Here is a 13,559-nt window from a genome sequence, read left to right on the forward strand (position 1 = left end):
GGGGTTGTACGACGCGCCCCAATGGGCGCTGCCAGCCGGGCCATACACGCTGCCACGTACGCCGCTCGCGCCTGTGTAGGGATTATAGACCGGATACCCGTACGGCGCGGGTCGCGGATAGTAGACCGGATACGGCCCGTAACCGACCCGCACATAGGGCGGATAGTAGTAGCCGTTGCCTTGCGCGACGATCGCACCGATCGCGGCGCCCGCGATGAACATGCCGAGATAGCCGGCGGTATAGCTCGCCTGCACGGCACCGCCCGGCACGACCTGTTGCGTCACGTACGTCACGTTATAAACAGGCGACGCCGGCGGAATCGTATAGATCACCGGCGGCACTGACGTGCTGGTGGTCCACGGACCGTCCGGCGCGGGCGCATCGAACCATACGCCGCGTGAGCAAAGATAGTAGTGGTTCTGCACCTTGATGATCTTGTCAGGCGTGTTGGTCGCATACGCGAGCTGCGTGCCTTCAATCGGCGCGAATTGCGGCTCGCCGCTGTAGGCCACTTTGACCTGCGCCGCCGCGGCGGCGGGATCGACCTCGACGGTGGTCGGAATCTGCGCGAGCAGCACCGCATCGTTGGCTTCGGGCGTGCCCGGCACGGATGCGAGCACACGCGCGGCGGGACTATCGCGTGGAATGCCGGCGAAATCGGCGGGCAGCTTGTCCGTCGCGTAAGTCCACGGACCGCCCGGCGCGGGCGATGAAAACCAGCGTCCCGCGGTCAGATAGTAATAAGTCTTCGTCGGTGTGTAGACGAAGACATCGCTATCGGTGTTCTTCGCGTAGACGAGCCCCGTGCCTGGGATCGCCGCATAGACCGGCTGGCCGTCGAAGCTGATCAACTCGGCGGGCGTGTTGCTGTAGAACACCGCAGGGGGTTTGCCGGCACGTTTCGCCGGCGTCGGAATAAACGGTTTCAGGTCGGTCCAGGTAGGGTCGGCGGACACCTTCGTCATCTTGCCGGGCAGCGTTCTGATTTCCGCCCAGCCGGTCTTCATATCCGTCGACACGAGCCATCCATTGCCGGTAAACAAATAGTACTGGTGGCTGGCATTGTCGACGAATAGCGGCCAACTCGCGTTGACCACGAACGCCATATCCGAATCCTTGATCGGCGCCAGCACCGGATCGCCGTCGACGAAGAGCAGTAGTCCGGGGCCGAAGCTCACGAAGATCACCGGCGGCTCGCTTTTGATCGCCACGACCGGCGCAGTCTGTTTCTTATCGAGGCTGGCCGCGAGCCGGTCCATCGACAAGGTCAGCGACGCCTGCGGATTGAGAAACTTTCGCACCACCTGATCGAGCTTTTGAGCTGTCGCGTCGTCCGCGCCAGGAAAGGAGGTGCCTGTAATGCGCGGATTGCTCAGGCGCGCGTTGCGGCTGTCGATATCCACATCGGTGTGCGCCTCGATCGTGACTACGCCAACTTGCGGCTTGCCACCGCGCTGCGTCACGCTCACCGCCATTCGGCCGGTGAGTTCCCTGAAGTCTTTCCATTCGTCGATCTGCGGCTGATAGTAGGTCAGCGTTGCATCGTCGCGCACGATTTCACGCGGCCAACCCGGGTCCAGTGTGGCCGCGCGGCCGGCGTGTATCGTTGACAACACAAGCACCAGCGTCAACACACGGCTGGGCAGTTTCAGGTTGGACATGGTGCACCTCACCGCGCCAGGCGGAATGACAGCACGGGCTCAGTGCGAGCGCGGCGAGAAACGGCGAGAAACGGCGAGTCAGATCGCCGGCCCGCAAGCAACGTAGTGGGGCAGGGTCGTTTGCCCCACGGCAGGTCAACTCTAACCATAAGGCGGTATCGGAGAGCGTGCAATTTGACCTTGGTCCAATTGCACGCTGCAGTGCGGCGAGCAAGATGTCGAAGCGCAAAGTACCTCATCGAAGCCGGAGGGCAGGACGGTGAACCATATCTTCGACGCGTTGATCGTTTTCGTTTGCGTCGTCGGCAGCGCGTTGCTCGGCTCGTATCTGCGCCTCGTTCTGCCGCAACACCACCTCACCGATGAATCGACCGGCGTCGTGAAACTCGCGACCGGGCTTGTCGCCACCATGGCCGCACTCGTGCTCGGCCTGCTGATCTCGTCGGCGAAAGGCTCGTTCGACACAATGAATAACGAGCTTCTGCATAGTGCGGCCGAGATCATTCGACTCGACCGCGTGCTCGCTCACTATGGTCCGGAAACGCAGGAAATCCGCGTTGCGCTGAAACGCACGACCGAAGCGTCCATGGCGATCATGTCCTCGGGCGATCCCTCGCAAATTGCCAGACTGAGCGGCCCCGAAGCAGTCGCGCGCGGAGAAGCCTTTCAGCGCCAGGTAGAAGGGCTCACGCCACGCGACGACTCGCAGCGTGAATTGAAAGCGCGGGCGCTGCTACTGGTCGACGATGTGCTGGCGACGCGCTGGCTCGCGTTGCTTCAGCAAACCGGCACGATTCCGCTGCCGCTGCTCATCATTCTCGTGTCATGGCTGGCGATTCTTTTCGGCACGTTCGGTCTGTTCGCGCCGCGTAATGGCACGACCATGACAGCGCTCGTGATGTGCGCGCTATCCACGTCCGGGGCGATCTTCCTGATTATGGAAATGAATACGCCGCTCGGTGGCATCGTCAAACTTTCGTTCGCGCCCCTGAAGGCGGCGCTCGACATTCTCGGGCATTAAATACGGTCCATTAAATCGGCCGCTGATGCATGATCACTGCGCGGCCCGCATAGCCCGTCGTCGATCAGTGATTGAACCACCTGTATTGAAGCGCGACCGAGACAGTCTGAAAATTGCCGCCGACTCGTGTCTCCAGCCCACGCGACCATGCCAGTTTGGCGGACCATGTCTTCGTAATCGGCACCGACAGCGTGAGTCCGTATCGCACACTGATCTGGACGTCCTGATCCTCGAGGCCGTTCACGCTCGTCCGTCCGCCCGTGAAGTAAGTGACATCCGCAGCGAGCCACAGGCCGGGGCGCCAGGTGTAACCGCCGTGCAACTGGAAGGTCGGCATCGGATCCTGGCTACGCCGATGTCCGCGAAAAAAATCGCTGTTGTCGGTGAAGAACCAGACGCCTGCCGCGCCGTCGACGAACCAGTTGCCTAACGGCTGCGACAGCCCGATCTCCGGCTTGAAGGACCAGCGGTTGGCCCCGATATTGATCAAACGCGCCGGTACGTATTGCCCGGTCGGCGCCACCACGGTCAGGCTGACACCAAGAATCGTGCTAGGTGCGCGCCGTACGAATTCTTCCGGCGAGAGGGCGGGGTCGCCTAGTACGTTCATCGCGAACCTGAAGCGCAAATCGCCCGTTCCTGAACGGTATTGATGCTGGGCGATCCGCGCGACGTCGCCCGTCACGTTGGCGTTCGCGTAGGGAACCGACAAGGCCGCGGTCGCGGTACGCCCCGCAACGCCGAAGCTGTGCGAATAGCCGAGCGAAAAGATGTTGATGCGGGCCTGTACGTTCGTGATCGGCAGTGACGGGTCGAAAGACACATCGCCACTCGAGCGTGCATAGTCGAACACAGCGAAATTGGTGCCGACCGGCACGGCGGAATAGGCACGCGGCTCCATCTCCTGCGCATGAGCCGAAGTCACCGAAACGGCAACCAGCAGAACGACGCCGAACCACGGGTAAACATTAGGCTGTGCGGACCGGTCCAGGCGGCGTGATCGGATCGAGCGCGGCTGCACGGCGGCAAAGGCCAATTCCATGAAGGACCCGATAAGGCAGGCGAGGTGCTGGAGGAGGCGGCGGTGCACAGGCAGAACGAACGCAGGCACATCGGCACGGCTCCATGAAGCGACAGGAATGCCGCTTCCGACAATAGGACCAAGGTCCAATGCGTACGAGTGGGGATGGGGCTAATCTGAAGAAGGTCAAGGGCACAGCCGTGTCGACACTTGCTGTATTTGGAGACGTTCATGAAAGTGCTGTTCATGGTGTTAGGCATCGCGCTGTCTTCCAGCGTATTCGCGGAATGCGTCACTAACGCGCGCGGTATGACCGAGTGCAATAACGGGCAGGCGGCCGGAGGCTATAACCCGAAAACCGGCAATGCATGGAAGTCGCAAAGGAATGCGAACGGTGTCGCCACGACCACGACAAGCAAAGGCGGTGAAGCAAAGACAAAAAACGGTAAGGGCGTATATAAAAGTCCCAGCGGCAAGACCTGCTACCGCACCGCCAACAGTCAGGGCTGTAATTGAAACGGAAGCGGTAAGTCCTTGGGCTCGTGGCGCGCAAGGTCAACCGGCCGCGCCCGTCAGATCGTAAACGTGAACGCCATTGCCCAGATCCCTGGCTTCCCGCCACTGCGGATCGGCAAGCGATTTCTGGGCGTCCTGATGGCCAAAATCCCACAGCTCCATGACAGTTGCACGTGAGAATTCATAATCCTTGAAGTTGGCCGAACGCGTGTTGTGCCGGTTGATGAAGTGGACAAGTGCGACCGCGCCGCGCGTACTGATTGCGCTGAGTTTCTGCACGTCCGGATCCGTCTGCAGGGAAGCCGGCAATTTGTCGAGTACACGTCGCAGCGAGACCCGCAGCCCTTCAATTTCGCTGATCCGGCTGCTGTTGAATCGCGTCTTGCTCGCGTATTGAATGTCCTTGCAGCGCTCCTGCACCTCTCCGAGGCTGGTGGGTAAGGTGCCGGCACCGCTGAATACATCGATTTGCAAGATCAGCGCGCTCATACGGAAGTCTTCGTCGAGGACATACCAAAGCGGTGAGTTACACGCGATGCCGCCGTCCCAATACCATTGGCCGTCGATCTGTGTGTATTCACAATTCTCAGATGCGAATTATTAAGTTATCCAATGTATCGTCAATGTGGTATACGAGCAATTGGACTTTAGCCCTATTTGGCAACCGGCACGGAATAGGTGTAAACGAAATACTTTATTTTTGTTTACATGCTTCTGATTCCGTACTAGGATAAATTTTACTGGTCGGAACTGCTTGTGAATCGCAACTATTACCGGCCCAGGTCATTTGGCCCGAAGCCGCACGCCGGGATATTTTTTCGTTAATTCATTAACAGTGTGGCGGGACCATAAGCCGGTTCTTCGAGACTGGCTCAATAACAGGTTTCCTCGTCCAGAAGCGTATCCTCACGTCGTCGTCCAGCACGAAGTTTTGGCCGCCAATCTCGCGGTGCCGACTCTCTAAAGAGGTAGTTCGGTCATGAGTATCGTCATGCCTGCTATCGTCGTTCTGCAAACTACGATCATTCTGTGGTTGTTGATGCGCATGTTCGGGCATGCCATATCGCTATGCCTAGCCAGGCTTAAATCGCCAACTGTCCACGCCAATAGTCTCGAATGCGCGACGGTTGATGGATGTGCGGCACCGCAATCTCTTGTGGTTATGGCGAATAACGCGGATTTAAGCGAATCGCCAATAAAACCTCGTCAGTCGCGGCCCGCAAATCGCGAACATTACCGCAATGCCGCCGAATTTTCCGGTGCGCCGGACAGCACTCAATCCGCGTCACGTGTGCGGCGCCGCTTTACCGAACGGCTGCGCAACATGACATCCGCGAGACCCGCGCATGCGCAACCATGCATGGACAATACGCGCACCGCCGATGCTGCCGCCCCCGTGAGCGGCGAGCATTATTTTCGTGAAGCGCTGACCTTGCTGCCGGTCGGAATTCTGATGCTTGACGAGCGCGGCCTGATGGCGATGGTTAACCCGCAGGCCCACAGCCTGTTCGGTTACGAGCGCGAGGAACTGGTCGGCAAGCCTGTCGAACTACTAGTTCATGGATTGGGTTTCCAGAGCAATGCCGGGCGCTGGGCCGAGCCGTTCGTGATACCGCAATCGCGCGGACGCGTGCCCCTGGACGACCTCTGCGCACGCCGCAAGGACGGCACCGAGTTGCGTGTCGAAATCGAATTGAATCCATTTCGCTTTGACGGCGCGAACGTCACGCTCGCCTTCGTGATCGACAAGACCGACCGCTACGAATTGCGCCGTCAACGAGAAGACCTCGCGCATCTCACGCGGGTGTCGACAATGGGACAACTCGCGTCGTCGCTCGCTCACGAGTTGAACCAGCCGCTCACGGCGATTCTCAGCAATGTGCAGGCTGCCCAGCGATTTATGACGGCTGATCCGATCGATCTGGCGGAGTTGCGTGAGATTCTGAACGATATCGTTCAGGACGATTACCGGGCAAGCGAGGTGATCCGCCGCATTCGCGCCGTGGTCAAGAAAGGCGATCTCGACGTCATTCTGCTGGACCTCGCGGCCGTCGTGCGCGATGTAGTGGCGCTCGTCCACAGCGACGCGATCGTGCGCGGCACGCGCGTGACGCTCGATATCGACAACGCGTTGCCACTGGTTCGTGGAGACAGGGTTCAACTACAGCAGGTGATGCTCAATCTGTTGCTGAACGCGTTCGATGCGATGGCCGACGTGCCGCCCGTGGACCGGGCCGTGTCCGTCACGCTCAAATCGATGGACAGCGGCATGGTGTTGGCCGCGGTTCGCGATCGCGGCCATGGTTTGACCGCCGATAAGCTGGACAAGATCTTTAAGCCGTTCTTTACATCCAAACCCCAAGGGCTCGGTTTGGGCTTGTCGATTAGCCGTTCCATCATCGACATGCATCGCGGGCGACTATGGGCCGAAAACAACGACGATCGAGGCGCGACTTTCTACGTGGCATTGCCGGCCGGCAATGCAATCGAAGAGAATGAGTCGCGATAAAAGGCCATGACTGATTCCGATTTGCTTGTCTTCGTCGTCGACGACGATGATTCCGTGCGCCGCGCCTTGGCGCGCCTGATCCACTCCGCGGGCTATCGTGTCGAAGCGTTCGCCACTGCCCGTGCGTTTCTCGAACGGCTGCCCGCGACGACCTCGCCGGCGTGTCTCGTGCTCGATGTGCAACTGCCCGATCTCGACGGTCTGGCCTTGCAGCGCGAGCTCAAGGCCGAGCTGCCGATCATTTTCATCACAGGCCACGGCGATATTGCAATGACCGTGGGCGCGATGAAAGCCGGTGCGACGGATTTCCTCGCGAAACCCGTGAACGATGTCGATCTGTTGCGCGCGATCAAGGCGGCTTTCGAACGCGTCGAGCAAACCTATGCGATGCGCTGCGAACTGGACGCGATCCGCGTGCGTCTGGATAAGCTCACGCCCCGTGAGCGCGAGGTCATGGCGCTCGTGGTGACGGGCCGCCTGAACAAGCAGGTGGCCGGCGAGCTCGGCACGGTCGAGAAAACCATCAAGGCTCATCGCGCCCGCGTGATGGCGAAGATGGAAGTCACGTCGCTAGCTCAACTGGTCCGCATCGCGGACAAGGCCGGCGTCGGCGAGGCCGGCGCAATCCGCGCGACGGGCTAAGGCAAGGTCAGTCCATCAGAGGCGTCTGGCCACCCGGGCCGTATCGATCCGGGTGCGCCTCGCGCGCTCATCGCGCTTCGCATGTGTCCTCACGGGACCAAGGTCCACTATACCGGAGCCTCTCTGCCTCATAGGCTGTGGTGTGGGGGAGTGCGTCACCTGTGCGCTCCCGGACACCGGACTACCTCAATGGGAAAAATCAAACCATTCGTTGTCGTCGTCGATGACGATGAATCGGTGAGCCGGGCAATCAAGCGATTGCTGCGCTCCATCGGGATCGCCTCCGAAACCTTCGCGAGCGGTGATGCGTTTCTCGACGTCCTCGCGTCGCTGCCTTCCTATCAGCCGGACTGCGCGATTCTCGACGTGCAGATGCCGGGGCTCAATGGACTTGAAGTGCAGCAACGTCTGTTGGGCAGAGCTATCCCCGTCATCTTCATCACCGCGCACGATGACATCGGCGTGCGCGAGCACGCGCTCGCAGGCGGCGCGGTCGCGTATCTGCGTAAGCCGTTCGACGACGAACTGTTTGTCAGGACCGTGCGCGCCGCACTCGATGGCGTTCCGCCGGCCTGAATCGATCGCCTTGGCGCGCGCCGTGCAAGCCGGCGCTATGGGACCAAAGGCCAATTGCTATCGAACGAAGCGAAATCCAATAATTGACTCAACTGAAAAGGTCGACGCCGGCAGCCTCCGACTCGCTGCCGTTCGCATGCATGGATGAGTCGGCGGCCCAGCGGCCGGACAATCGAACGGGACTCCCACCATGCTACGGAACATGCGGCGGTTGACAGGTGTGCTTGCGCTGGCGCTGGCGTGCTCTGTATCCGCACAGCAGCCCATCGTCTATCCGGCCAAAGGCCAAAGTGCCGGTCAGCAGCAGAACGATACCGCGCAATGCCAGCTATGGGCGACGCAGACGACTGGTGTCGATCCGGTCGCGCTTGCACAGCAGGGCGCCAACCAGCCCAGCGCCCAGCAGCCGCAGGGCCAGCGGCTGCGGGGCGCAGCCGGCGGCGCGGCGCTAGGGGCCGCGGTCGGCGCGGTGGCGGGCGACGCGGGCAAGGGCGCGGCCATCGGCGCGATCACCGGCACGGCGGCCGGCGGCATGCGAGCAAGGCGCAGCCAGCAGAACGCTGCCGCGCAAACGCAGGCAAACCAGCAGCAAACCCAACAGTCGTTGACCACTTACAACCGCGCAGTCGCGGCCTGCATGACGGGGCGCGGCTACACGGTCCAGTAAAACTCGCGGGCAGCGGGAGAGGAATTTCCATGAACAGGAAAGGCATACGTCTCGCGCTTGCGGTTGCGGCGCTGACGAGCGGGTTCGGCTTGACGGTCCTGTCGGCCTCTGCTGCACCGGTCGACGGCAGCAAGCCGCTGCTGTGCGCGACGATCGATGGCCACGACTGCGATGCCGGCGAACTGTGTCTTCGCGCATTGCCCGCCGAGCTCGGCGCGCCGCAATTCCTGCGTATCGACTTCGCGAAGAAAACCGTGGTTGGACCGGAACGCACCACGGCGATCCGCTTCATGGACAGCGGACCCGATCAGATCCTGATGCAAGGCACCGAGATGGGTTACGCATGGACGATCGCACTCGATAAGGCGCAAGGCACGATGACCGTCACGCTCGTCAATCACGAAGACACGCTCGTGCTGTTCGGCGCCTGCACTGCCTCGTAGCCGCAACGGGTAATCCCATGAAATCAGCCAGCTTCCCAATCTCCCCGTCACGCTTCCGGTCGGCCCGCGCCTGTCTGGCACTGGCCGCGCTCGCCTTGTGTCTCGCCGGGTGCCACAAGGCGCCCACGCTGCCGACAGCCGGCCCGATCGAGGTCACCGTGATGCCGGTCAAGCAGGCCGACACGCCGGTCGATTTCGAATTCACCGCGCAAACGCAGAGTTCACGCGAAGTCGAAATTCGCGCGCGCGTGGACGGCTTTCTCGACAAGCGGCTCTATACCGAAGGGCAAATGGTTCACACGGGGCAGACGCTGTTCCTGATGGATTCGAAGCCCTTCGACGCCGCGCTGCAAACCGCCAAAGGCCAACTCGCGCAGCAGCAGGCGCGGCTGACGGTCGCGAAGGCGAACCTCGCGCGCGTGATTCCGCTGGCCGCGCAAAACGCGCTGAGCCAGAAGGATCTCGACGACGCGACCGGCAACGAGAAGCAGGCCGCCGCCGCGGTGATCGCCGCACAAGGCCAGGTGCAGACGGCGCAGCTCAATCTCAGCTACACGACCATCAAGTCGCCGCTCAACGGCTTGTCGAGCTTTGCGCGGCAACAGGACGGCAGTTTCGTGACCGCTTCCGCGTCAGGTCTGCTGACCTACATTTACCAACTCGATCCGATGTGGGTCAACTTCAGCATTTCGGAAAACGAGTTATTGAGGTATCGCGACGAGATCGAAAAAGGCCACCTGCGTTTTCCCGCCAATGACGATTTCGAAGTGACGTTGATCATGGCGGACGGCAGCGAGTTTCCGAACCACGGCCATATCAGTTTCACCAATCCCGCCTTCAGCACCCAGACCGGCACGTTTCTCGTGCGCGCGTCGTTTGCCAACGCAAAAGGCGTGTTGCGCCCTGGTCAGTTCGTGAAGGCGCGCGTGTCCGGCGCGTCCCGCCCGAATGCGATTCTCGTGCCGCAACGCTCGGTCCTGCAGGGCGCGAAGAGCCACTTCGTGTGGGTCGTCGACAACGACTCGAAAGCGCATCAGCGGGTGGTGGAAGTGGGCGAGTGGCACGGCGACGACTGGTTCATCACCCAGGGGCTGAAGCCGGGCGAACGGGTGGTGGTCGACGGCGCGATTCGCGTGGCCGCCGACGTGCCGTTGAAAATCGTCCCGGCGCTGCCTGCGCACGCGGCGCTCGACACTTCGGCGGCTGGCGCGGGCAGCGAGAAAGGGTCTCCGTCCGTCACGACCGCGACGCAGTAAGGAGACCGCCAGATGAGCCTCTCCCACTACTGCATCGAACGCCCGATCTTCGCCTCGGTCCTCTCGATCATCATTACGCTCGGCGGCGCGGTGGCGATGTTCAATCTGCCGATCGCGCAGTACCCGGACGTCACGCCGCCCCAGATCACTATCTCCGCCAACTATCCAGGCGCCAGCGCCGATGTGGTGGCCAATAACGTCGCCGCGCCGATCGAGCAGCAGGTGAACGGCGCGGACAACATGATCTACATGAACTCGTCGAGTTCATCGACCGGCAATCTGACGGTCAACGCGTACTTCCAGATCGGCACCAATCCGGAGCTCGCGCAGGTCGACGTGCAAAACCGCGTCAACCTCGCGCTGCCGCAACTGCCTACTTCGGTGCAGTCGCAGGGCATTCAGGTGCAGAAGAAGTCGTCGGCGTTCATGATGGTGATCGCGATCTACTCGCCGAGCGAGCGTTACGACGCGACTTACATTGCCAACTACGCGAATATCTACGTGCTCGATGCGCTTAAGCGCATTCCTGGCGCGAACCAGTCGAGCATTTTCGGCACGCCGGACTACGCCATGCGGATCTGGCTCAAGCCGGACCGCATGGCGCAACTGGGCATCACCGCAGGCGACGTGCAGAAAGCGGTCTCCAACCAGAACCAGCAATTCGCCGTGGGCCGTCTCGGGCAGTCGCCGACCGGCGCGCCGGTCGAGCAGTCGTTTGCCGTGACGACCACGGGCCGCCTGAGCGATCCCTCGGAGTTCGACAACATCATCATCCGGGCAGCCAGTGGCGACGCGGCCATCGTGCGCCTCAAAGACATCGGACGCGCCGCGCTGGGTCAGAAGGACTATTCGATCCGCAGCCGCTTCCAGGGCAAACCGGCGACGGTCATCGCCGTGTATCAGCAGCCGGGCGCCAACGCGCTCGACGTCTCGAAGCAGGTTCGCGCGACGCTCGCGCAAATGCAAAAGACCTTTCCCGAAGGGCTCGAATACAGCGTGGCGATGGACACCACCGAGTTCACGCGCGCGTCCATTTCGGATGTGGTGCACACGTTTTTCGAAGCGCTCGTGCTGGTCGTGATCGTGGTGTTCGTGTTCCTGCAAAGTCTGCGCGCGACGCTGATCCCGGTGCTGGCGGTGCCGGTTTCCATCATGGGCACCTTCGCGGGGATGCTCGCGCTCGGCTTCTCGATCAACATGCTGACGCTATTCGGCATGGTGCTCGCCATCGGCATCGTGGTGGACGACGCGATCGTGGTGATCGAGAACGTCGAGCGGAATATGAACGTGCACAAGCTGAGTCCGAAAGACGCGGCCATCCGCGCCATGGACGAAGTCGCCGGACCGGTGGTCGCGATCGTACTCGTGCTGTGCGCGGTGTTCGTGCCGGTTGCGTTTCTGGGCGGCATTACCGGGCAGTTGTACAAGCAGTTCGCCATCACGATTGCAATTTCCGTGGTGTTTTCCGGGCTGGTCGCGCTGACGCTGTCGCCCGCGCTGGCCGCTTTGCTGCTCAAGCCTGGGCATCACGAGAAGAAAGGCTTTTTCAGGTGGTTCGACCGGAACTTCGCGAAGATGACGGATCGCTACACGTCCGTTGTCAAGCTGGTGATCAAGCGCTTCGTAATCGCGTTGTTCCTGTTCGTCGGCATGATCGTGCTGGCGGTCATCATGATGCGTACCATTCCGACCTCGTTCCTGCCGCCCGAGGACCAAGGCTATCTGCTCGGTGCGGTCATCATGCCGGACGCGGCGAGTCTCGATCGAACCGGTGAAGTGTCGCAGCATGTCACCGACTACTTCATGAAACAGCCGGCGGTGAGCAGCGTGACGATCGTGGACGGCTATAGCCTGCTCGACAGTCAGAACAAGAACAATGCGGGCGCGTTCTTCATCGGCTTCAAGGGTTTCGACGAGCGCTACAAGTTCGCCAACATCAAGACCCAGAATGCGCGTGCCGTGCTGATCGACGCGTACGAGCATCTTTCGCGGGTCAAGGAAGGCATCATTCTGCCGGTCAATCCGCCGTCGATTCCGGGCCTCGGCACGACCGGCGGCACGGAGATGTGGATTCAGAGCCAGGGCGACGCGACCACCTCGCAACTCGCCGGGGTGGTGGACGATTTCGTCGCGAAAGCGAAAAAACGGCCGGAACTGGCGCGTGTGACGTCCACCTTCAACGCTTCCGCGCAACAGCTGCTGGTCGACGTGGACCGCGATAAATCCGAAACGCTCGGCGTGCCGATCGAAGAGGTGTATAGCGCGATGCAGACCATGTTCGGCTCGCTGTACGTCTCGCAGTTCAACCGTTCAAGCCGGCTGTGGCAGGTAATTCTGCAGGCTGAGCCGTCGTATCGGTTGACGCCGCTGGACCTCGACCAGCTCTACGTGCGCAGCAAGACGAACAGCATGGTGCCGCTCAAGGCGGTGATGACGTCGAAGTACGTCACCGGGCCGGATCTGGTCACGCGCTTCAACAACTTTCCCGCGGTCAAGATCACGGCCAACGGTGCGCCCGGCTACAGCTCGGGGCAGGTCATCACCGCCCTGGAGGAGGTGGCCGCGGAGGTGATGCCGCAGGGTTATGGCGTCGGCTGGAGCGGTGAGGCGTACGAAGCGCGTCAGTCGGGCGGAACGTCGGGATTGGTGTTCGTGTTCGGTCTCGTGATGGTGTTCCTGATTCTCGCCGCCCAATACGAGAAATGGAGCTTGCCGTTCGGCGTGTTGATGGCCGTGCCGTTTGCCTTGTTCGGTGCATTGCTCGCGATTCTGTTGCGTGGCCTTGAAAATGACGTGTACTTCCAGATCGGCTTGACGATGCTGGTCGCGCTGGCGGCCAAGAACGCGATTCTGATTTTCGAGTTCGCCGTGCTCAATCGCGAATCCGGCGAGTCGGTGTACGACGCGGCTGTTACAGCGGCAACGGAGCGCCTGCGGCCGATCGTAATGACTTCGCTCGCGTTCATTCTCGGCTGCGTGCCGCTCGCCATTGCGCTCGGCGCATCGGCCAACAGCCGGCACTCGATCGGCACCGGCGTGATCGGCGGCATGCTCGGCGCGACGGTGATCGCCGTGTTCTTCATCCCGATGTTCTTCTACGTGCTCGAGACGATGTCGGAAAAGAGCGGCAAGAAGAAAAAGCCGGATGAGAGCGGCGGCACCACGGCCGGTGGTGCAGTGGTCGTGTCGCCGCCGGCTTCAGGCGGCCCCACGACCACGCCGTCCGCGCAACGTGAGGATGACTGA

The 13,559-nt window shown here is 61.4% G+C and carries 11 protein-coding genes and 1 pseudogene; 9 read left to right on the forward strand and 3 right to left on the reverse strand.

Features of this window, described 5'->3' with window-relative positions:
• Nucleotides 1–1,662 (reverse strand): annotated as a pseudogene (locus tag PQR54_RS08855) (hypothetical protein); the annotation flags it as partial.
• Between the two features lie 259 nt (nucleotides 1,663–1,921).
• Between PQR54_RS08855 and PQR54_RS08860 the strand changes: the two are divergent.
• Nucleotides 1,922–2,683: a bestrophin-like domain gene (locus PQR54_RS08860; protein ID WP_408245022.1), complete on the forward strand. Its 762-nt coding sequence runs from the start codon at nucleotides 1,922–1,924 to the stop codon at nucleotides 2,681–2,683.
• Between the two features lie 64 nt (nucleotides 2,684–2,747).
• On the opposite strand, the gene PQR54_RS08865 is transcribed toward PQR54_RS08860, so the two are convergent.
• On the reverse strand, nucleotides 2,748–3,725 hold the full coding sequence (locus PQR54_RS08865) for a transporter (RefSeq protein ID WP_408245023.1): 978 nt from the start codon (nucleotides 3,723–3,725) through the stop codon (nucleotides 2,748–2,750).
• A gap of 210 nt (nucleotides 3,726–3,935) precedes the next feature.
• Between PQR54_RS08865 and PQR54_RS08870 the strand changes: the two genes are divergently transcribed.
• Entirely contained in the window at nucleotides 3,936–4,220 is a 285-nt protein-coding gene (locus tag PQR54_RS08870; protein ID WP_408245024.1) for a hypothetical protein, read from the forward strand.
• Between the two features lie 39 nt (nucleotides 4,221–4,259).
• Here the strand turns inward: PQR54_RS08870 and PQR54_RS08875 are convergent, their stop codons facing one another.
• A complete protein-coding gene (locus tag PQR54_RS08875; protein ID WP_408245025.1) occupies nucleotides 4,260–4,709 on the reverse strand; it encodes a DUF3734 domain-containing protein in 450 nt (149 codons plus the stop codon).
• 871 nt (nucleotides 4,710–5,580) lie between these two features.
• Here PQR54_RS08875 and PQR54_RS08880 point away from each other — a divergent pair.
• The 7 genes from PQR54_RS08880 (at nucleotide 5,581) to PQR54_RS08910 (ending at nucleotide 13,559) form a co-directional block, all read left to right on the forward strand.
• Nucleotides 5,581–6,729 carry a PAS domain-containing sensor histidine kinase gene (locus PQR54_RS08880; RefSeq protein ID WP_408245026.1) on the forward strand — a complete coding sequence of 383 codons (1,149 nt, stop codon included), beginning with the start codon at nucleotides 5,581–5,583 and terminating at the stop codon, nucleotides 6,727–6,729.
• 6 nt (nucleotides 6,730–6,735) lie between these two features.
• Nucleotides 6,736–7,371 carry a response regulator transcription factor gene (locus PQR54_RS08885; RefSeq protein ID WP_408245027.1) on the forward strand — a complete coding sequence of 212 codons (636 nt, stop codon included), beginning with the start codon at nucleotides 6,736–6,738 and terminating at the stop codon, nucleotides 7,369–7,371.
• Nucleotides 7,372–7,560: 189 nt separating this feature from the next.
• A complete protein-coding gene (locus PQR54_RS08890) occupies nucleotides 7,561–7,947 on the forward strand; it encodes a response regulator transcription factor (RefSeq protein WP_408245028.1) in 387 nt (128 codons plus the stop codon).
• Between the two features lie 190 nt (nucleotides 7,948–8,137).
• Nucleotides 8,138–8,614, forward strand: coding sequence for a YMGG-like glycine zipper-containing protein (locus PQR54_RS08895; RefSeq protein ID WP_408245029.1), 477 nt, complete (start codon nucleotides 8,138–8,140; stop codon nucleotides 8,612–8,614).
• Nucleotides 8,615–8,643: 29 nt separating this feature from the next.
• The gene (locus tag PQR54_RS08900) at nucleotides 8,644–9,057 is read left to right on the forward strand and encodes a hypothetical protein (protein ID WP_408245030.1); all 414 of its coding nucleotides are present in this window, start codon (nucleotides 8,644–8,646) and stop codon (nucleotides 9,055–9,057) included.
• A gap of 17 nt (nucleotides 9,058–9,074) precedes the next feature.
• The gene (locus tag PQR54_RS08905; protein ID WP_408245031.1) at nucleotides 9,075–10,313 is read left to right on the forward strand and encodes an efflux RND transporter periplasmic adaptor subunit; all 1,239 of its coding nucleotides are present in this window, start codon (nucleotides 9,075–9,077) and stop codon (nucleotides 10,311–10,313) included.
• 12 nt (nucleotides 10,314–10,325) lie between these two features.
• Nucleotides 10,326–13,559: an efflux RND transporter permease subunit gene (locus PQR54_RS08910; protein ID WP_408245032.1), complete on the forward strand. Its 3,234-nt coding sequence runs from the start codon at nucleotides 10,326–10,328 to the stop codon at nucleotides 13,557–13,559.

The sequence above is a fragment of the Paraburkholderia phytofirmans genome (assembly GCF_046028095.1).
GTDB classification, from domain to species: Bacteria; Pseudomonadota; Gammaproteobacteria; order Burkholderiales; family Burkholderiaceae; genus Paraburkholderia; species Paraburkholderia phytofirmans_A.